Here is an 18,907-nt window from a genome sequence, read left to right on the forward strand (position 1 = left end):
GTATAACCGGCGAGTCAGCCCATTCCATCCACGCGGCGGGGGTTACGCGCGTCGTGATGCGAACGCGCCCCCAACAGCGGCGCGCACCGCATCGGCCAGCACGCGCGGGTTCTTCAGATGCACCGCGTGCCCGACCCCGGGCAGGACAACCACCCGCGTGCCCAGCGCCTCCGCCACCGCGCGCACCGCGCGATGCCGCTGAGCGGGCGATCGCTCCCCGACGGTGAGCGTCACCCGGTCCGCCACCTCGCCCAGCGGCGCGGGCTCGAACGCCCGGAACATCGCGAGTTCGCGCCCCACCACCGCCGCCGACGCGGAGGTACACGAGCGAGTCCACAGCGGCCCGTACAGCGCCCGCCCGAACCCTTCCACACCACCAACCCGAAACCGCTCGGCCACGGAATCCAGCAACCCGGGTGCGTACGACCCCGCCGCCGGTTCGTGCAGCAGCGCCCCCGCCAGCGGCGTTCCCCGCGCCGCCAAGGCCAGACCGAGCGTCGCCCCACCGCTCACGCCCACCAGAAACGCACCCGCGCACCGTGATTCGAGGAATTCGAGTTCGGTCGCGAGGTCCCCGGACTGGGGACGGTCGGGACGCGACACCGTCACGTCCCGGCCCAGTTCCCGCACCGTCGCGTCCCAGATCCGCCCGTCGGTGGCGGCGCCGTGCACCAGGACGACGCGCTTCACGCCGTCTCGGGCACCAAGCCGAACGCCGCCAGCACCTGGTCCGAGGTGGCGACCGCGCCGAAGATGCCGCCCTGCATGCTGATCATGCTCAGCGCCGCCTCGTGATGTTCGCGCTGCGTCGCACCGGTGCAGTCGGAGAGCACCAGGCATTCGTAGCCGCGGTCGTTGGCCTCGCGCATGGTGGTGTGCACGCACACGTCGGTGGTGATCCCGGTGAGGATGAGGTGGCTGATTCCCTTGGTGCGCAACAACAGATCCAGGTCGGTGGCGTAGAACGCGCCCTTGCCGGGTTTGTCGACGATCGGCTCGCCCGGTGCGGGCGCGACCTCCGGCACGATCTCCCAGCCCGGCTCACCGCGCACCAGGATTCGCCCGCACGGTCCGGCGCTGCCGATCTCGGCGCCGGCGCGCGCGGAGCGCCAGCGTTTGTTGGCGGGCAGGTCGGACAGGTCGGGCCGGTGCCCTTCGCGGGTGTGGATCACGGTCAGGCCCAGCGCGCGGGCGGCGGCCAGCACCCGGGCCGTCGGTTCGAGCCCGGCGCGGGTGAGCGACAGGTCGTAGCCCATCTGGTCGACGTAGCCGCCCGGTCCGCAGAAGTCGGTCTGCCAGTCGATGAGCAGCAGCGCGGTGCGCGCCGGATCGATGCGGCCGTCGAACGGCCAGGCGTAGGGATGGGAGTCGACGGTGCCGAATGTCATGCGGCCAGCTCCTTTTCGCGTCGAGAGGTGAGGGTGAACAGGACGAGGACGGCCGCCGCGGTGACGAAGCCGATCACGGCGTCCGACAGCCACGGGGCGTAGGCGTGGGCGAGCAGCGCGGCGGCCGCGCCCGCCGCCCAGGCGATGAACGCGGGCAGCCCGGCGCGGGCCCGTATTCCGAACCTCGGCAGCACCAGCTGGCCCAGGATGACGACCGCGCCGATGGGCGGCACGATCACGCCGAGCAGGCTCAGCCAGTACTCGAAGTACGACCAGATGCCCGCCACCGCCAGCGCCACGCCCACCGCGCCGAGGATCAGGGTGAGCCGCCGCATCCGCCCGCCGGTGAGTTGGCTCCAGCCGACCGCGCCGTTGTACAGGCAGTGCGCGCACACCGAGCCGAGATTGATGAACACGAACGCCACCGCGAGCGGCACCAGCACCCCGCCGTGGTCGATGAGCAGGCCCAGGAAGTTGCCGCCGTCGGTGCCGGGATCGGCGCTGCCGCCGAGCGCGACGACGACGCCGCCGATCACCAGCGCCAGTGAATTGCTCACCGGGAACGCCGAGACGGCGGCCAGGAACGCTTCCTTGCCGTTGCGCGACCAGCGCGTGAAATCGGCTGTCATGGTGCCGGAATCGATGAACGCGGCGATGACCAGCGTGACGGCCGCGCCGAAACTCATCGCCGCCGCGCCCGCACCGCCCTGATACGACGTCGGCGCGCCGGAACGGTCGCCGGCGGCGAGCACGATCGCGACGATGCCCAGCACTATGTAGACCGGTGCCGCGATCACGCCGATCACCGACAGCGCGCGGATGCCGAGCAGGGTGAGCCCCACGAACGCGAGTCCGGCGAGCAGCGTGGTGGTGCGCTCCGGCCAGCCGAGGGTGCTGTTCAGGATCGCCCCCGCCATGCCGGTCTGGAAGGCGAACCAGCCGATCACGATGGTGGCCAGGAACGCCGACGGCACGAAAGCGCCTACCCGGCCGAAGGTTTCGGCGGCGGTGAGGGCGAAGTTCTTCCCTGTGCGCCCGGCGATCACGCTGAGTGCGCCGACGTAGCCCATCAGGCACAGGTTGCCGACGAGAATCGCGAGCATGCCCGTCCAGAACCCGAGCGAATAGACGATGAGCCCGCCGAAGACGGCGCAGGTGAGCACCATCGGGAAGCCGAACCACACGGCCGAGACCGACGCGAGGCTGCGCCTGCGCTCCGGGGGTACCGGCGTGGTTTCGAATTCGTCTGCCTCGGAATGTATTCCGGAGGATGCCGGTGCGGCGGTGGTGGTACTCATGCTGTCCTGCTTCGCGTGGGGAGTTCGTAGATGACGGTGAGGCTGCCGCCGCCGGGCGGGCCCTGATGTTCGGCGCCGCCCGAGACATACACGGCGCCATCGCCTTTCAGCGCCGCGAGAAGCCCGCCGACGGCGGCGCGCGCGTGCCGGGTGGCGTTGATGTCGGAGTCGGTGAGCATGGTGTGCCGCAACCCTCGGATCGCGCCGGTCGGATCGGCCTCGGCCTTGGCGAAGATCTGCCGCACCGTCCCGCCCCGCGCGGCGACCTCGTCCAGCAGGGCTCGCACGGAGGCGAGGTCGAGTGCGTCGGTCATCTGTCCGTGGATGGCGCGCAATGGATTCGAGGCCGTCGTGCTCTCCGCGACGACCAGCACGTGGCAGTCGTCCAGTTCGGCGCCCGCGCTGGCGGAGGCGCGGGCCGACGACACCTGCGCGAGCCCGGCCAGCGCCTGTTCCGCCGTGTGGCGATCACATTCGCCCAGCGCGACAGCGATGCCGAGCGCGCTCGCGCCCCGCGACTTCCCCATGGATTCGTATGGGTCGCCCGCGGCCGGAACGTGACCGGCGGCGCGGAGCGCGGCGATCGTCTCCGAGGTCAGCAGCGGGCATTTCACGAGAACGAGATGCGCCTCGCCGGGCCCGGCCCCGAGTTCGGCGAGCAGTTTGCCGACGGTGTCGGCGACCGCGTCCACCTGGGCGAGGCCGCCGATCTCCGCGGGCACCAGCACCCGCGTGCGTCCCGCCGCGGCGACCAGTCCACGATCGAAACCCTCGTGGGCGCGGTCGTCGCGGACCAGCACGTTGACATGCGGGCTCAGCACGCCTTCCGTGCCGCCGGAGAAGACGGTGACGGCGGCGCCGGGCAGGCGCGGCTCCCACACCGCCGCCGACAGTGTGCGGCTGAAATCGTTGACGCACCCGTTGCCTTCGGTCTTGCCGATGACGGCCACCACGTCCTCGGAGCGAAAACCGTTGGCTCGCATAGTTTCCAGCGCGCCGAGGTCGTCCGGCCCCGCCGTGGGCACGGTGAACAGGGTGACAGCGCTCATGCGGGTTCCGCCTTCCGGGCCGGGGTGAGATGGTTGAACAGCAGATTCAGCGTGAAGGCCACCAGGACCGTGCTGGTGATGGCGCCGCCGGCGATGATCTTCACCGACGAGGGCATCGAGTCGTAGAGCTCGGGCGCGACGATCGGGATCATCCCGGCGCCCATGGCCAGCGAGACGACCAGCAGGTTGTCGTTGCGGGCGAAGTCGACCTTCGCGAGGGTCGCGATTCCGACCCCGGCCACGGTCGCGAACATGACCAGGCTGACCGAGCCGATCACCGGGCCGGGCAGGCTCGCGACCACTTCGCCCATCTTCGGCACCAGACCCAGCGTCACGAGCAACGCGCCCGCGACCGCGACCGCCGCGCGGCTGGCCACCCCGGTCATCCGGACCAGGCTGACGTTCTGCGCGAAGATCGTGTCGGGGAACGAGGTCAGGAATCCGGCCAGTACCGCCGACACGCCGTCGGCGCCGAGGCCCCCGGCGAACCTGCGTGGTTCGGCGGGCATGCCGATCGTCTCGGCCGTCGACATCAGGTACGCGGTGGATTCGATGAAGATCACCAGCATCACCAGGCACATCGCGACGATGCCCGCGATCGGGAAGGTGGGCGCGCCGAACAGGAACGGATTCGGCAGGCCGAGCCACGCGGCCGAGCCCACCGCGCCGAAGTCGGCCATCGAGCAGGCCGCCGCGACGAGGGTGCCGAGGACCAGCGCGATCAGCACCGCCGACTGGGCGACGACCCCGCGCCCGTAGCGCATGAGCGCCACGATGGTGACCACCACACCGGCGGCGAGCGCCAGCCGCGCACCGCTCGCGGGCTCGCCCTCGAAGGTCATCGACACGGCCTTGCCGATCAGGGACAGGCCGATCATGGTGACGGCCGCCCCGCGCACCATCGGCGGGAAGAAGCGGAGCAGCCGCGTGAACGGCACCGCGACGAGTACGCCGAACACCCCGGCGGCGATCATCGCCCCGTACACGGCGGACAGCCCGTATTCCTGTCCGATCAGGATCATCGGCGTCACGGCGGTGAACGAGGCGCCGGCCACCACGGGCATCCGCGCGCCGAGCAGTGAGCCGATGCCGAGCGCCTGCACGACGGTGATGATCCCGGCGACCAGCAGGTCCGCGTTCACCAGCGTGGCGATGGTCGACTGGTCGAGGCCGAGCGCCGCGCCGAACACGAGCGGGACGGCGACGCAGCCGGTGTACATGACGAGGACGTGCTGCACGCCGAACAGCGCGGTCCGCCAGAACGGCAGGCGCGCGGCGACGGGGCGCGGCGGGGATTCGGTGGGGGCGGCGTCGGCGGACATGGGACCTGACCTTCGGCTCGACGACTTCAACGACACCGCTAGTTGTATACAAATGGTGTTGCGAGCCCGTTGCCGTGCGTTCCCTACGCGTTAAATCGAGCCGATCTCCGGATGTTTGTATACAAACTAGCTGTGATCGAGATCGCCGAGCAGCCGTTCGTCCCGGGTGATGTGCTCGTCCATGAGGTACCCCGCCTGGACCGGCGCCCCGTGCAGGATCGCCTGCGCGATGGCGGCGTGATCACTCCAGGAGATCTCGGTGCGGGTGTCCAGGCGCTGGCCGAAGATCCACGAGACGCGCTGGAGGATCTGCTCGAGCATCGCCTGCAACTGCTGATTGCCCGAGGCCTCCGCGACGAGGGTGTGGAAGCGCAGGACCAGCGGCGGGACGTCGCCGTGGGTGTGCGTGAGCGCGGCCGAGCGGCCGAGTTCGACCACGCGGGCCAGTTCGTCCGCGACCGCCCCGCCGCGGTTGCGCGCCGCCAGCTGCGCCGCGAGCACTTCCAATCCCCGGCGGATCTGCACCAATTCGCGCATGGCCGTCACCGACGGCGCGGAGACCGTCGCGCCCCGGTAGCGCACGATCGTCACGAATCCCTCGCTCTGCAACTGCGAGAGCGCTTCGCGGATGGGGATGCGCGAGACCCCGAACCGCTGCGCCAAATCGGCCTCGCGCAGCCGGTCACCCGGCGCCAGTCGCCCGGCGAAGATCTCCTCGCGGAGGGACTGCGCGATGACCTCCCGGGGCGCGGTCCGGCCGTTCTCGTCAGCGACAGTCACGGGAGCGAGCCTAATCTCCGGCGCGGGGCGGGTCGGCCGCTCGCCGTAACCACCACGCAATATGAGCCCCGGATTCGGCAATATCGGTGCAATCGGGCGCTTCTACTGTGGCGGCATGAGTACGGGGACCGGTATCCACATCAGCGGGTTGAGCAAGTCGTTCCGGGCCGGCCGGCGCACGGTGACGGCGCTGGACTCGGTGGACCTGCACACCGCGCAGGGGGCGTTCCTGTCGTTGCTCGGGCCGTCGGGCTGCGGCAAGTCCACTGTGTTGCGGATTCTGGCCGGGCTGGAGGAACCGACGTCCGGGACCGCGCTGATCAACGGGGAGACGCCCGCCGAACTGCGCGGCGGGCACGAACTGGGGATCGCGTTCCAGGATTCGGCGCTGCTGCCCTGGCGCACGGTGGAGTCGAATATCAAGCTGCCGTTGCAGGTGGCGGGGCTGAAGCCGGAACCGGGACAGATCGAGGACCTGATCCGACTGGTCGGCTTGGAGGGGTTCGAGAAGGCCAAGCCCGCTCAGCTCTCCGGCGGTATGCGGCAGCGGGTTTCGATCGCGCGGGCGCTGGTGGTGAAGCCGACCGTGCTGCTGCTGGACGAACCGTTCGGCGCGCTCGACGATATGACCAGGCAGAAGCTCAACCTCGAACTGCTGCGCATCTGGACCGAGAAGCCCGCGACCACATTGATGGTCACCCACGGCATCGCCGAGGCCGTATTCCTCTCCGACGTCGTCGCGGTGATGAGCCCCCGGCCCGGTCGCGTCCTCGAACTCGTGGAGATAGACCTCCCGCGCCCGCGTCTCCCGGAGATGATGCGCACTCCCGAGTTCCACAAGCTGCACGATTTCCTCTCTGAGTTGCTGTTCGGCGCGGGCGGTGTGGCGCTGGATCAAGGTGGTGCGGCGTGAAAAGGTTCGCGGGTGCGCTCGGCATCATCGGGCTGGTCGCCGTGTGGTGGCTGCTCGCGGCGATCGGTGTGGCGGGCGGGACCGTGCCGAGTCCGTGGGAAGTGTTGCGCACCATGTACTCCGACGGGTGGGCCCTGTACGGACCGAACTTCGAGATCACCGCGATAGGTGCGTTGAAGGGCTTCCTCTGGGGTAATGCCCTCGCGATCGGATTGGCCCTGCTCGTAATGCTCATTCCGCCGATCGAATCGCTCGCCACCCAGTTGGCGATCCTCTCGTACTGCACACCATTGCTCGCGCTCGGCCCGATCATCCTGGTGGTGTTCGGCGGCCGTACGCCGACGGTGTTCCTGGCCGCCATGTACTGCTTCTTCACCACGATGGTCGGCACGGTGAGCGGATTGCGCTCGGCCGACCCGACCAGCCTCGACCTGGTGCGCGCCTACGGCGGTGGCCGCTGGCAGCAGCTGTACCGGGTGCGGGTGATCGCCGCGCTGCCGAGTACGTTCGCAGCCTTGAAGATCGCCGCGCCCTCGGCGGTGCTCGGCGCGATCATCGGCGAATATCTCGGCGGCGTGGACAGCGGCATCGGCGTCGCGCTGACGGCCGCGCAGACCTCCTACAACGTGCCGCGCACCTGGGGCATGGCGATCGCGGCGGCCGCACTGGCGGGGCTGGGGTACGCGGTGGTCGCGCTGACGGCGCGGTTGGCGGCCCCGTGGACGGCGGAGGCGGCGCGATGAAGCCGAGTGCGAACCGCGTGCCGGCGGCATTGATTCCGGAGACTCCGCGGGCGGACGGCCCCGAGAAACGGCCGAGCGCGAGCCGCGTCCAGCCCGCGGCGACCGCGGAGGTCTCCCGATGACAGTCCTGCGCCGCGTCGGCGGCTTCCTGTTCCCTTTGCTCACCTCGTTGCTGTTGATGCTGCTCATCTGGTGGGTCTTCCTGCGGGCGTTCCCGCAGGTCGGGCCGCGCGTGGGCAAGACGCCCGCGGATGTGTGGGAGTACCTGGTCACCTCGCCCGGCGCGGCGAACGCGCGGTCGGCGATCTTCGACAACCTCCAGATCACGTTGCGCGACGCAGCGTTCGGTTTCGTCGTCGGGATGGGCGCGGCGCTGGTGCTGGCGGCGCTGTTCGTGTCGATCCGCGCGGTGGAGCAGACGGTGATGCCGGTCGCGATGCTGTTGCGGTCGGTGCCGCTGGTGGCGCTGGCCCCGATCATCGTGCTCGTCTTCGGGCGCGGACTGGGCGGCGTCACCGTGATGGCCGCGATCGTGGTGCTCTTCCCGGCGCTGGTGATGATCATGACCGGCTTGCGCAACGCGCCCGCGCAGGCGATGGATCTGGTTGCGGCATATGGCGGTTCGCGCTGGACCGCGCTGCGCATGGTGGCGATTCCGGCCGCGCTGCCGTCGGTGTTCGCGGCGGCGCGAATCTCGGTGCCCGGCGCGCTGATCGGCGCGCTGATCGGTGAATGGCTGGGCAGCGGAGAGGGTTTGGGCGCGAGCCTGATCCGGGCGATCCCCACCTTCCGCTACAGCGAATTGTGGGCCTCGATCGTGATCGTCACGCTGGTCTCGGTGCTGCTGTACGCGATCGTCGGCGTGCTGGAGAATCTGGTGCTGGCCCGTTTCGGCCCCGACGCGGGCCGCCGCTGAAGCACAATGCTCGGAACATTTCAGTAAAGAGGACGAAACCGAATCCCCTTAGATTCGGCCTCATGACACCCGCGCATCGCTCTTCGTTCGGGACGAACCTGAACCGCCGCTCCTTTCTCCGTTATTCCGCGCTGACCGGCGCCGCGCTCGGCGGCGCCGGTCTGCTCGCGGCCTGCGGCTCCGATTCCAGCAGCTCATCGGGTGGTACGACCCAGGACGGGTCGAAATACGGCACCGTCGCCGTGCAGCTCTCCTGGATCAAGAACATCGAATTCGCGGGCGAGTACTTCGCCGATTCGCGCGGCTATTTCCGCGACGCCGGATTCGGCGCGGTCGATCTCATCGCCGGTGGCGCGGCCAGTACGTCGGTGGAGGCCGGTCTCGATACCGGAAAGGTGTGGATCGGCCTGTCCGCGCCCCAGACCACCGCGCCCGCCATTCTGGAAGGCCTGCCCGCCAAGATCGTCGGCACCACGTTCCAGAAGAATCCGTTCGCGATCGTGAGTTCGGCGGCGCGGCCCATCACTTCGCCGCAGGACATGCGTGGGCGCCGCATCGGCGTGCAGGACACCAACCAGCTCGTCTTCAACACGTTGCTCACCGCCAACGGCATGACCCCGGGCGACGTGACCATCGTGCCCGCGCAGTTCGATCCGACGCCGCTGGCCAACGGCGAGGTCGACGGCTGGGTCAGCTACGTCACCAACGAGCCGATCACCTTGGCCGCCAAGGGGTTCCAGAACTCGCACTTCCTGTTCGCCGACTACGGGCTGCCGCTGGTCGCCGAGACCTTCACGGTGCTGCAATCGACCATCGACGACGAGCGTGACAAGCTCAAGGCCTTCCTCACCGCCGAGATCAAGGGCTGGCGCGACGCGGTGGCCGACCCGGCGGAGTCGGCGCGCCTGGCGGTCGAGGTGTACGGCAAGGATCTGAACCTCGACCTCGAGGAGCAGACGCAGGAGGCGATCGCGCAGAACGACCTGGTCGTCTCGGCGGACACGCAGGCCAACGGCCTGTTCACCATGACCGACGCGCTCATCGAGCAGAACATCGCCGCGCTGGCCACCGCGGGGATCGAGATCACCGCCGACCAGCTGTTCGACCTGTCGATCCTCGAGGAGATCTACGCCGAGAACCCCGAACTCAAGGGCTGAGTGTTCGGGCGCCGAGCGTTCGGGAGCTGAGCGTCCGAGGGCCGGGTGTTCGTGGGCTGAGCCCCACTCACAGGGCGACCGAGGTCCGCGCGCCGAACGCCTGGGCGGCGTGGATGACCTCGGCGCTCTCACCCTGGTTTCCCCGCTGCGCCGGCCGTCCTGTGCGCCCCGAGCGCGCCGCGATCAGCTCGGCGGCGATGGCGACGGCGGTCTCGTTCGCGGTGCGCGCGCCCACGTCCAGACCGGCGGGCGAGTGCAGCCGCGCCAGCGTGGTCTCGTCGAAACCGCCGGCGCGCAGGTCGTCGATGCGGCGCGCGTGCGCGGAGAACGAACCGGATGCTCCGAGGTAGCCGAGCTCGGGCAGCCGCAGCGCCACCGTGAGCAGCGGGATCTCGAACTTCGGGTCGTGGGCGAGCACCACGATGCCGGTGGTGGCGTCGATCTCGCCCGCCGCGGACAGGGTGTTGAGGTAGCGGTGCGGCCAGTCGACCACCACCTCGGCGCCGGGGAACGCGTCGGGGTTGGCGAACTCGGCGCGCGAGTCGCAGATGGTGACCCGGTAGCCGAGCAGGCGCGCCTGCACGGTGAGGGCGGCGGCCTGGGCGTTGGCGCCGAAGATGAGCAGCCGCGGCGCGGGCGCGAACGAGGCGACGAACAGGTCCGACTCGGGCAGCGCCACCAGTTCGGTGTTGTGCCGCTTGTCGGTGATCAGGTGCTGGCCGATCAGGTCGGGGTCGGGATTCCACACCACGGTGAAGACCGTCACGCGCCGGTTGGCGGCGATTTCCTTTGCCACGGTGGGGAATTCGGGGAAGTCGTGATGAGAGAACGGCTCGGCGAACACGTCGACCATGCCGCCGGACTCGAAGCCGGGCTCACCGGGCGGCACCGGGACGCGATGCAACGTGCGCGCACCCGTCCTGGCGGCGGACTTGGCGGCCTCGTACACGGCCGCTTCGACCGAGCCGCCGATCCCCGCGCCGTAGACGGCGCCGTTGGCGTCCACCAGGATCGCCGAGCCCACCGGTACCCCGCCGGATCCCACGGTCCGCACGATGGTGGCCAAACCACCGGTCCGGCCGGAATGCCACACCCGCAACAGGTCGTCGACGATATCGCGCATCAGTTCTTGCTCCGATCACAGTGCGGTCGAGGCCGGGACGTCATGATCCATTCCCGTCGCCACATCGTCGCACGTGACGAACACCATATCCGCTCGGCTGTGCAAATAGGTACGCGCCCCGGAATCTCCTGCCGCACTGGTGAATATCGAGGTCCAGTGCTTGTGGTTGATCACAACGGGATGGCCTGGTGTGGTGAAGAACACAGCGCGGGCGAGCCCGCTCTCGGCCGCGCGCGCGGCGGCGAGAACGCGCGCGACGCACACCGCCCCGACGTCGGGTGTGTCCACCGGCATGATCGCGACGTAGCGCGCGGGGGTGCGCGCGGCCGCGGCGAGGCCCGCGCGCAGCGAGGCGGACAGGCCCGTGGCCCAGTCCGCCGCCCAGACGGTTGTCACGTCATCCGGGACCCCGGCGGCCGCCGGGTCGGGTCCGGTGGCGCCGAGCACCACGATCACCGGGGCACAGCCGCCCTCGCGCAGGGCGGCGATCGCGGCGCGCAGCCAGGCGCCGCCCTCGGCCAGCGCCTTGGGCATGCCGTAGCGGGTCCCGGCGCCGGCGGCCAGCACGAGGCCCGCGCAGGGGCCGTCGGGCGGCGGGGTGGACTCGGGCACGGAAACCACGGTAGACCTGCGATATTGCCGAACGGTTACTGCGCGGCGGTGCGCGCTGCCCGACACGCCGGGCGTGATCTGTCGCGCTCCGGTGGCGCGCGGCCGGGTCGTATTCGATGCTGGACCGATGACGGACGACGACGTGGGCATCGGTGACTTCGACGCGCTGGCGCAGGACGCGGCCACCGCCGCGCTGCTCGCGTGTTGCTCCTCGCCCGCGTGGGCGCGCGGCGTGCTGGCGGGCCGCCCCTATGGCAGCGTCGACCGGCTGTTCGCGGCCGCCGACGCGGTGCTGGCCGAACTCCCGGAATCCGAGATCGACGCCGCCCTCGCCGGGCACCCCCGGATCGGAGACACACCGGACAACGCCGCCTCGGCGCGCGAGCAGGCCGGTGTGGCCGACTCCGGTGACGAGGTGCGCGCCGCACTGGCCGCGGGCAACCGCGAATACGAAGAACGGTTCGGCCACCTCTACCTGGTGTGCGCGTCGGGGCGGTCCGGACCCGAACTGCTGGAGGTGCTCCGAGCCCGGCTCGGCAACGATCCGGCGACCGAAAGGCAGGTCATGCGAACGGAATTGGCGAAGATCAACCGAATCCGGTTGGCGCGCATGCTCGGTGGTGCCTCGTGAGCACCTTGAGTACGCACGTCCTGGACGCGGTGGTGGGCGCCCCCGCGGTCGGGGTGGCCGTGACCTTGTTCTCGGGCACCGAGACGGTGGGATCCGGAGTCACCGACTGCGAGGGGCGGATTGCGGCGCTGGGCGGTGAACTCGCGCCCGGCGTGTACCGGATCGCGTTCGAGTCGGGGGACTATTTCGCGCGGCAGCGGGTGGAGACGTTCTACCCCGAGGTCGCGATCTCGTTCACCGTCGGCGGGGAGCGGCACTACCACGTGCCGCTGCTGCTCTCGCCGTTCGCGTTCTCCACCTATCGAGGGAGCTGACCATGCCGCTGACGGGTCCTATCACGTTGTCCGACAACAGATACGGCAAGGCCGAGAATCGGATCGTGCGGATCCGTCGCGGCGGAGAACGGCACGAGATCCGGGACGTGAACGTGTCCACGGTGCTGCGCGGCGATTTCGCCGCCGCCTACACCGAGGGCGACCAGTCGGCGGTGCTGCCGACCGATACGCAGAAGCAGACCGCCTACGCCTACGCGAAACACCCTGGGCTGGACACCCTCGAGGACTACGGGCTCGCGCTCGCCGGGCACTTCGTGGCCGATATCGCCCCGGTGACCAGCGCCCGCATAGAGATCGAAGAGTATGCGTGGCAACGGGTTTCGATCGACGGGCGCGAGCACGACTTCGCTTGGAAGCGCCGGGGCCCCGAGGTGCGCACGGCCGAGGTGACGGTCGCCGAGCCGGGCCGGGCCTGGGTGATCGGGGGCGTCAAGGATCTGGTGCTGCTGAAGTCCACCGAGTCCGAGTTCGCGGGCTTCCTCACCGACGAGTTCACCGTCCTGGAACCGACGGACGACCGCATGCTCGCCACCGCCCTCGACGCCCGATGGCGCTTCGCCGAGACCGCGGACGTGGCGTGGGACGCGGTGTACGAGGGTGTGCTCGCGGCGCTGACCGAGGTGTTCGCCACCCGGTACTCGAAAGCGTTGCAGCAGACGTTGTTCGACATGGGGACCGCGGTGCTGGAGCGCTTCCCGGTGCTGGCGGAGATCCGCCTCACCGCGCCCAACAAGCACCACTTCGACTACGACCTGGGGCGTTTCGGTCTGGAGAACCACGGCGAGGTGTACTACGCGGCCGACCGGCCGTACGGGCTGATCCACGCCACCCTCGCCCGTGCCGACGCTCCCGACGCCGGCCTGGCGTGGGAGCCCTGAGAGGAGGCGACGTGATGGACGAGGCCAGTCTGGTGATCGAGAACTGCGCGATCGCGACCGTGGATGCGATCGGCACCGAGTATCGGCGCGGATACGTTGTGGTGCAGGGCAATCGGATCGCCGAGGTGGGAGAGGGTGATCCGCCCGCGATGCTCGCCACGTGGATCGACGGGCGGGGCTGCCTGCTCACGCCGGGACTGGTCAACACCCACCACCACCTGTACCAGTGGATCACGCGAGGTCTGGCGGCCGACAGCACGCTGTTCGAGTGGTTGCGCGAGCTCTATCCCGTGTGGGCGGGCATCGACGAGGACGCCGTGCGGATCGCGGCCACGGGCGCGCTCGCCACGCTCGCACGCACCGGCTGCACCACGACCACCGACCACCACTACGTCTTCCCGCGCGAAGGCGGCGACCTGATCGGCGCGGAGATCGAAGCCGCCACCGAGGTGGGGCTGCGGTTCCACCCCTGTCGCGGCAGCATGGACCTGGGCGCGAGTTCCGGTGGGCTGCCACCGGATTCGGTGGTCGAATCGCCGGAGGCGATCCTCACTGCGAGCGCCGAGGCCATCGCCCGCTGGCACGACCCGACGTTCGGCGCCATGGTGCGCGTCGCCCTCGCGCCCTGCTCACCGTTCTCCGTGACCCCCGAGCTGCTGCGCGAATCCGCCGCGCTCGCGCGCGAGCAGGGCGTGCGGCTGCACACCCATCTCGCGGAAACCCTGGACGAGCAGGACTATTGCCTCGCCACGCACGGTTGCACGCCCGCCGAGTACATGGAGCGACTGGGCTGGATCGGCCCCGATGTCTGGTACGCGCACGGCATCCACTTCGACGACCGGGCCATCGCCACCCTGGCCCGCTCCGGCACCGGCGTCGCGCACTGCCCCACCTCGAACGGACGGCTCGGGGCCGGGATCGCCCGCACGGCGGATCTGCTCGACGCGGGTGTCCCGGTGGGGTTGGGTGTGGACGGCGCGGCCAGCAACGAATCCGGCGCCCTGCTCGCCGAACCCCGCACGGCCCTGCTCTACGCCCGCGCCACCGGCGGCCCCGGCGCCATGACCGTGCGCACCGCGCTGGAACTGGCGACCATCGGCGGCGCGCGAATCCTGGGCCGCGACAACGAGATCGGCTCGATAGAACCGGGCAAACTCGCCGACCTCGCGCTGTGGCGCCTGGACACCCCCACCCACCAGGGCATCGACGACCCGGTGACCGCCCTCATTCTCGGCGACCCGCCCCCGCTCGCCGCGCTGATCGTCAACGGGCGGGAAATCGTGCGCGACAACGAAGTCCGCACGGTGGATGAGGAAACCGTGGGTCGGGAGGTAGCGCGCGCCCAAGCACAACTCGTCGCCAAGGCGGGGTGAGCGATGCTTCAGTCGCGCCAGCCGACCAACTCGGCGCTGTCACTCCACAGCGCGCGTCCCACTGCCTCGTCACGCGCCAGGTTCGACGGCTCACCCCACGTGAGCCGGTCGCGCCGCAGGGCGGCGTAGCGCGACCCTGACGGCGGCCGGCTGTTCCCGAGTGCCAAGTCGGCCAAGGTTTTTCCGGCGGCGGTGCGGCTGTTGAGGGTCGGGCTGAAGGTGCGCAGGGCGCGGCCGAAGACCGGGACGCCCAGGATCGTCCACGCGGTGCGCAGCGGCAGGGCGAGGTCGCGGGCCAAGCCGGTGCCGAACACCTGCCCGGGGTCGTAGGCGAGCACGGTGGCACGCGGCGCGAACGGGGACAGCGACCGCGCCGTCAGCACCGCGCACAGTTTGGACGCCGTGTACGCGCGCTCCCCGGCCTTGCGCGGCCGCTCGTCCAGGGCGGGATCGCGGTCGGGGTGGGCGAGCAGGCGCGCGTCGGCGTGCCGGGGTGGCGCCAGGCCCGCGCCGGTGGCCGGGTCGTGGGTGCCGCTGGTGGTGAGCACCACCGTCGCGCCGTCGGCCAGCTCGGGCAGCAGCAGGCGCGCCAGCAGGTAGTGGGCGAGGTGATTGACGGCGAAGGTCGTCTCGAAGCCGTCGGCGCTGCGCCCGTCCACATCGGGCCTGATCAGCCCGGCGTTGAGCACCAGCCCGTCGAGAGCCGCACCGTCGAGCCGGTCGCGCACGGCCGCCGCGAATTCACGCACCGATCCGAGGTCCGCCAGATCCACCGGAATCGAGGCGCCCACCTCCGCCGGCCCACGCGCCCCCGAGATCAGCCGAGCGCCTTGGGCGACCATCCGTTCGGCCGCCACGGCGCCGAACCCGGAGGACGCACCGGTCATCACAATCGTCGCCACGCCACCCCTCCGGCAGCCGTCGAACGGAATACCCCGCCAGCGTAACGCAGGTCACATCGCGCCGGCGGGGTTCGGCGCTCAGGCCGCCACCACCGCCGACCCCTCGACGGCGGTGGTGGCGGGGTCCGGTGCGGCGGGGTCGCCGTCGCGCGGGGCGCGCAGGGCCAGCAGGCACAGCACGTCCTGGACGGTGAGCCCGAGTTCGGCGGCGTGCAGGGCCGCGATGTGGCGGTCGAATTCGCCACTGGGCCGGATCTGTTCGAGCAGGATCATCTCGGCCAGGACGATGCCGGCCAGGGCCTGGGCCCGGGTGAGCCGGTACGCCGTCGGGAGGTACGACAGCACCCACCGGCCGCTGTGCGGCTCGGGCAGGTCGATCCGGAAAGCCGCCTCCAGGGCAACATCACTCGTGATAAGCCACTCCGTTGCTGTAATCGCCATCGCGCGAACCCCTTTCAGTCGCCGCGAGCGTCGTGTGCGTGTCTACTACGGTGTCACGGGGGAGCGGGCGTGGGCGATCCCAAGGTGTGGACGGATTTTTCCGGTTGCCGGTGACTTCGTGACCTGGGGAAACACTGAGAATACCGGCAGAAAGTTCACAACCGGGCCGGGGATCGTCCCGGCGCGGCGCATACTCGCGAGGAGTGCGGTCGGGAGGGAGGAACCGATGAACCGGCGCGGCGAGGGCGGCGTGAGCGCGGACGAGCGGCGACGCCTGCGACAGGTGTTGCTCGGCCTGGGGCTCACCGAACATCAACTGCTGGAACCGCTCGCGGGCGAGCTCAGGCAGCGAGGATACCGCCCCAGAGCGGCCTGGCGCCACGCCAACGGTTTCACCCAGAACACGGTGGCGCGGCGGTTCAACGAACTCACCGACAGCGCCCGCGCCGCGATGAAGGCGAGCCGGATCTCCGAATACGAATCCTGGCCGCTCGGAACGCAATCCGGCGCTCGCCCCACTCTGCGCGTACTGAAAGTCCTTGCCGCCGTGTACGGCACCACGTGGGACCAGCTCGTCGACGTGGCCGATCTGGCCCACATGCCGGAGGCGGACCTCGAGGAGTACCACGACGCCGTCGCCCGCCGCGCCGTCGCGCGCCAGCCGGTGCCCACCGGCGGTGACCTGCCCGCCGAGGTTCCGCACTTCACCGGCCGGGAGAACGCGAAAGACCTTCTTCGCCAACGGGTCCGGGAACATGTGCGCGGGGGAGCGGTGTCGGTGCACGTCATCGTCGGGCTCACCGGCATCGGGAAGACCGCCCTGGCGCGCTACGCGGTGTCGGCGTTCGAGAAGCACTATCCCGACGGCACGATCTGGTTCGACCTGCACGGCTACACGCTGGGCCGGGAACCGCGCGAACCCGCCGACGTGCTCGAACAACTGCTGCTCCAGATCGGCGTGCCGCGCGAGAGCATCGAAGCCGACCTGGCCGGGCGCGCCAACCAGTGGCGCACGGCGATGAGCGATCGCCGCATGCTCGTGGTGTTCGACAACGTGCTCGACAGCGCCCAGGTCAAGGACCTGCTGCCGCAGGCGCCGGGCTGTTTCGTGCTCGTCACCAGCCGCGGCAAACTCACCGGGCTCGCCTACGCGGCGCCGCTGCGGCTGGACGTGATGGGCTGGGACGAGGCCGAGGAACTGCTGGTCAAACTGGCCGGGCTGGGGCCGGGCTACGACCGCCAGGCGGTGCGCCAGATCCTCCAGACGGCGGGTCGGCTGCCGCTGGCGATCCGCCTGATCGGCGGCCAGATCGCCCACCACGGCGAGGAGATGCTGGCCGACACCGCCGCCGAGATCGTCGCGCTCACCGAGCGGATCAAGCGCGCGTCGGCGGTGCACGTGGCGGGTGAGTCGGGCGCGGCGCACCTGCTGGACCGCTTCACCGCCGAGGACGAGTCGCTGCGCGCGGCGTTCGAGGTGTCGTATCAGCGGCTGCGCGATCCGACGCATCAGCGCGCGGTGCGGCTGCTGGGCTGGTTCCCCGGACCGGAGATCACCGCCGACACCATGGCCGCGATGGCCGATGTGGCGCCCGCCGAGGCGAACGCGTTGGTGCGCAAGCTGTTCGAGTCCGGATTCCTGGACCGGTCCTCGGGCGGCGCCGACGGGCAGCGCTACCGCATGCACGACCTCACCCGGCTGTGCGCGCGCATGCACGCCGAGCGTGAGGACCCGCCCGGCTGGGACGCGGTGGTGCTGGACCGGTTGGTGCAGGCGGGCCTGGAGATCGCGCGGCGGGCCAGCACCCACCAGGTGTTCGATCCCTCGGGCGGGGAACATCTTTCGAGTCACAGCGTCGCGGCCGAGCGGGCGCGCGCCTGGCTCACGCAGGAGCGCGAGATGTTGCAGAGCTGCGTGCACGCGGCCGAACCCACCGCCGCGGCGGCGGAACTCGCGCGCCGCGTGGCCTCCCATCTCACCGCCACGGGCTACTGGTCCTCGGCGCGGCGACTGTTCGCGCGCGCCTTGCGGATCGCGGGTGAGGTGGGCGATCGGGGCGCGGAATCGTGGGCCCTGGTGGGGCAGGGGCGCGTCGACCGGCTGTTCGGCCATCACGCCGAGGCCGGTGCGGGATTCGAACGGGCGCTGGCGATCGCGGCCGAGCTCGGTGACGAGCACACGCGGGCGGCGGTGCTGTGCGAGCTGGGTCAGACCGCCCGCAGCACCGGGGATCACGGCGTCGCGCAACGGTACTTCGGTGAGGCGCTGGAACTTTCGCGCAGGATCGGGAACCGGCCCGCCGAGTGCGACGCCCTGCACGGGCTCGCGCACGTGTTCCGCGCGGCGTCGGATTACGGTGCGGCGTCACGGCATTCGGAGCGGGCGCTGGCCATCGCCACCGAGATCGGCGACGCGGTGCGGGTCGCGACCGCGCAGTGGGGTCTGGCCGAGGTGGTGCGCCGCCTCGGCGATCACGAGACGGCCTCCGAGCTGTACCAGGAGGCGTTGAGCAACGCGCGAAAGATGAACCACCGCAAGCTCGAAGGCGACGCGCTGCGCGGGCTCGGCCACATCGAACGCCTGGTCGGCGATCAGCGGCTCGCGCGCCGCAACTTCGAGGACGCGCTGCGCATCGCCTGTCGCATCCACGACCGCTACGGGGAGGGCTGGACGCGCTGGGGCCTGGGCAATATCGCGCGCAAGGACGGCGACTACGACGAGGCGCGGGCCATGTTCCAGCAGGCCTACGACATCGCCGTGGAGATCGCCGACCCGCTCGGCCAGGTGGACGCATTGCGCGGGCTCGGCCACGTCGAACGCCACTTCGACGAATACGATCGCGCCCGCCGCTTCTACACCGAGTCGATGGACATCGCCCACCGCATCGGCGACCCGCTCGGCCAGGCCGACGCCTACCGGGCGCTGGCCCACCTCGCCGCCCGCAACGGCGCCCCGCGCGAGGCCGAGGCCCTGCGTACCCGGGCGCTCGACCTCTACGAGAGCATCGGGATGCAGCGCGTCGACCACCTGCGCGGGCAGCCGTGA

Annotated in this window: 19 protein-coding genes; 9 read left to right on the forward strand and 10 right to left on the reverse strand. The window is 70.6% G+C overall.

What is annotated here, in order from left to right; genetic code table 11:
• Positions 1-42 precede the first annotated feature (42 nt).
• The 6 genes from OHB21_RS10790 to OHB21_RS10815 form a co-directional block, all read right to left on the reverse strand.
• A complete protein-coding gene (locus OHB21_RS10790; protein WP_170160764.1) occupies positions 43-690 on the reverse strand; it encodes an alpha/beta fold hydrolase in 648 nt (215 codons plus the stop codon).
• Positions 687-1,388 (reverse strand): biuret amidohydrolase, encoded by a 702-nt coding sequence (gene biuH / locus OHB21_RS10795; RefSeq protein WP_067505741.1) that lies wholly within the window; start codon positions 1,386-1,388, stop codon positions 687-689. Before biuH ends, OHB21_RS10790 begins: the two co-directional genes overlap by 4 nt.
• The gene (locus tag OHB21_RS10800; RefSeq protein WP_067505745.1) at positions 1,385-2,686 is read right to left on the reverse strand and encodes a cytosine permease; all 1,302 of its coding nucleotides are present in this window, start codon (positions 2,684-2,686) and stop codon (positions 1,385-1,387) included. The genes biuH and OHB21_RS10800 overlap by 4 nt, the downstream gene beginning before the upstream one ends.
• Entirely contained in the window at positions 2,683-3,735 is a 1,053-nt protein-coding gene (atzD, locus tag OHB21_RS10805; protein ID WP_067505749.1) for a cyanuric acid amidohydrolase, read from the reverse strand. The genes OHB21_RS10800 and atzD overlap by 4 nt, the downstream gene beginning before the upstream one ends.
• Entirely contained in the window at positions 3,732-5,057 is a 1,326-nt protein-coding gene (locus tag OHB21_RS10810; RefSeq protein WP_067505753.1) for a nucleobase:cation symporter-2 family protein, read from the reverse strand. The genes atzD and OHB21_RS10810 overlap by 4 nt, the downstream gene beginning before the upstream one ends.
• A 126-nt stretch (positions 5,058-5,183) precedes the next feature.
• Entirely contained in the window at positions 5,184-5,837 is a 654-nt protein-coding gene (locus tag OHB21_RS10815; protein WP_328438523.1) for a GntR family transcriptional regulator, read from the reverse strand.
• Between the two features lie 115 nt (positions 5,838-5,952).
• Between OHB21_RS10815 and OHB21_RS10820 the strand changes: the two genes are divergently transcribed.
• The 4 genes from OHB21_RS10820 to OHB21_RS10835 all read left to right on the forward strand — a co-directional run bounded on the left by OHB21_RS10820 (position 5,953) and on the right by OHB21_RS10835 (position 9,566).
• Entirely contained in the window at positions 5,953-6,750 is a 798-nt protein-coding gene (locus OHB21_RS10820) for an ABC transporter ATP-binding protein (RefSeq protein ID WP_195124606.1), read from the forward strand.
• The gene (locus OHB21_RS10825; protein WP_067505759.1) at positions 6,747-7,493 is read left to right on the forward strand and encodes an ABC transporter permease; all 747 of its coding nucleotides are present in this window, start codon (positions 6,747-6,749) and stop codon (positions 7,491-7,493) included. Before OHB21_RS10820 ends, OHB21_RS10825 begins: the two co-directional genes overlap by 4 nt.
• A 118-nt stretch (positions 7,494-7,611) precedes the next feature.
• Positions 7,612-8,409 (forward strand): ABC transporter permease, encoded by a 798-nt coding sequence (locus tag OHB21_RS10830; RefSeq protein WP_067505763.1) that lies wholly within the window; start codon positions 7,612-7,614, stop codon positions 8,407-8,409.
• Positions 8,410-8,471: 62 nt separating this feature from the next.
• Positions 8,472-9,566 (forward strand): ABC transporter substrate-binding protein, encoded by a 1,095-nt coding sequence (locus OHB21_RS10835; protein WP_067505766.1) that lies wholly within the window; start codon positions 8,472-8,474, stop codon positions 9,564-9,566.
• Between the two features lie 67 nt (positions 9,567-9,633).
• On the opposite strand, the gene OHB21_RS10840 is transcribed toward OHB21_RS10835, so the two are convergent.
• Entirely contained in the window at positions 9,634-10,689 is a 1,056-nt protein-coding gene (locus tag OHB21_RS10840; protein WP_084537418.1) for an XdhC family protein, read from the reverse strand.
• Positions 10,690-10,704: 15 nt separating this feature from the next.
• Positions 10,705-11,301: a nucleotidyltransferase family protein gene (locus tag OHB21_RS10845; protein ID WP_324192001.1), complete on the reverse strand. Its 597-nt coding sequence runs from the start codon at positions 11,299-11,301 to the stop codon at positions 10,705-10,707.
• A 127-nt stretch (positions 11,302-11,428) separates the two neighbouring features.
• On the opposite strand from OHB21_RS10845, the gene uraD reads away from it, so the two are divergent.
• The 4 genes from uraD to OHB21_RS10865 are packed head-to-tail and all read left to right on the forward strand — an operon-like array spanning position 11,429 to position 14,518.
• A complete protein-coding gene (uraD, locus tag OHB21_RS10850) occupies positions 11,429-11,932 on the forward strand; it encodes a 2-oxo-4-hydroxy-4-carboxy-5-ureidoimidazoline decarboxylase (RefSeq protein ID WP_067505771.1) in 504 nt (167 codons plus the stop codon).
• Entirely contained in the window at positions 11,929-12,246 is a 318-nt protein-coding gene (gene uraH, locus OHB21_RS10855; RefSeq protein WP_195124608.1) for a hydroxyisourate hydrolase, read from the forward strand. The genes uraD and uraH overlap by 4 nt, the downstream gene beginning before the upstream one ends.
• 2 nt (positions 12,247-12,248) lie before the next feature.
• On the forward strand, positions 12,249-13,145 hold the full coding sequence (pucL, locus tag OHB21_RS10860) for a factor-independent urate hydroxylase (RefSeq protein ID WP_195124609.1): 897 nt from the start codon (positions 12,249-12,251) through the stop codon (positions 13,143-13,145).
• A 14-nt stretch (positions 13,146-13,159) separates the two neighbouring features.
• Positions 13,160-14,518, forward strand: coding sequence for an 8-oxoguanine deaminase (locus OHB21_RS10865; protein ID WP_067505783.1), 1,359 nt, complete (start codon positions 13,160-13,162; stop codon positions 14,516-14,518).
• A gap of 8 nt (positions 14,519-14,526) precedes the next feature.
• Here the strand turns inward: OHB21_RS10865 and OHB21_RS10870 are convergent, their stop codons facing one another.
• Both OHB21_RS10870 and OHB21_RS10875 read right to left on the reverse strand, forming a co-directional pair.
• On the reverse strand, positions 14,527-15,420 hold the full coding sequence (locus OHB21_RS10870; RefSeq protein ID WP_324192002.1) for an SDR family NAD(P)-dependent oxidoreductase: 894 nt from the start codon (positions 15,418-15,420) through the stop codon (positions 14,527-14,529).
• Positions 15,421-15,498: 78 nt separating this feature from the next.
• Entirely contained in the window at positions 15,499-15,861 is a 363-nt protein-coding gene (locus OHB21_RS10875; RefSeq protein WP_170160765.1) for a hypothetical protein, read from the reverse strand.
• A gap of 226 nt (positions 15,862-16,087) precedes the next feature.
• Between OHB21_RS10875 and OHB21_RS10880 the strand changes: the two genes are divergently transcribed.
• Positions 16,088-18,907: a tetratricopeptide repeat protein gene (locus tag OHB21_RS10880; protein ID WP_067505796.1), complete on the forward strand. Its 2,820-nt coding sequence runs from the start codon at positions 16,088-16,090 to the stop codon at positions 18,905-18,907.

This window comes from Nocardia puris, assembly GCF_036051655.1.
In the GTDB taxonomy this organism is placed as follows: Bacteria; Actinomycetota; Actinomycetes; order Mycobacteriales; family Mycobacteriaceae; genus Nocardia; species Nocardia puris.